Source organism: Pseudomonas sp. K8 (genome assembly GCF_014889455.1).
GTDB classification, from domain to species: domain Bacteria; phylum Pseudomonadota; class Gammaproteobacteria; order Pseudomonadales; family Pseudomonadaceae; genus Aquipseudomonas; species Aquipseudomonas veronii.
In genome coordinates, this window is sequence record NZ_VJWO01000171.1 from 1 (window position 1) to 683 (window position 683).

At 63.8% G+C, this 683-nt stretch carries 1 protein-coding gene; it reads right to left on the minus strand.

The genetic code is table 11. The features are described from left to right. The coding region (locus INT12_RS30785; RefSeq protein WP_193059216.1) for an amino acid permease at positions 1 to 454 on the minus strand (454 nt) is incomplete at its 3' end. Positions 455 to 683: the final 229 nt, after the last annotated feature.

Sequence of the window (683 nt, forward strand, 5' to 3'; positions counted from 1 at the left end):
CCGACAGGGCCAACGGCAGCCGCATGTCGATGCCGGTGTTGCCGTGTATCCATTCCAGGAAGCCGACGAAGTAGCCGGACCACCCCACCGCCACCGTACTCACCACCAGGGAGTACTCCAGGATCAGGCTCCAGCCGACCACCCAGGCGAAGATTTCGCCCAACGCGGTGTAGCTGTAGGTGTAGGCGCTGCCGGCGGCCGGCATCATGGTGGACAGTTCGGCGTAGGACAGCGCCGCGCAGGCGCATACCGCGCCGGCGATGGCGAAGGAGATCAGCACCGCCGGGCCGGCGAGATTGGCACCCACGCCGATCAGCGTGTAGATGCCGGTCCCCACGATGGCACCGATGCCCATGGCGATCAGGTGCGGCCAGCTCAGGGTGCGGAGGAGGCTCCTGCCGGCTTCATGGACAGTGACGGAATCGAGCGACTTGCGCCGTAGCAGCGATGACATGGAACCTCACAGAGTGACTGGTATCGACAATTTTCCGAGTGTGACCGAACGCGGCGCAGCATTACTACTGCCGGACGTCGTGAATCCCTTGACGATCATTTCAAATAGCCCACGTTGACGAATTTGGCACAACCCGGCTGGCCGCGATCAAGGGGCCCCAGCGCGCCACATCGGCGGCGCCCTGTGGATAGACCACGCAGGTGTCGTCGGGAAGTTTCTTGCAGCGCAG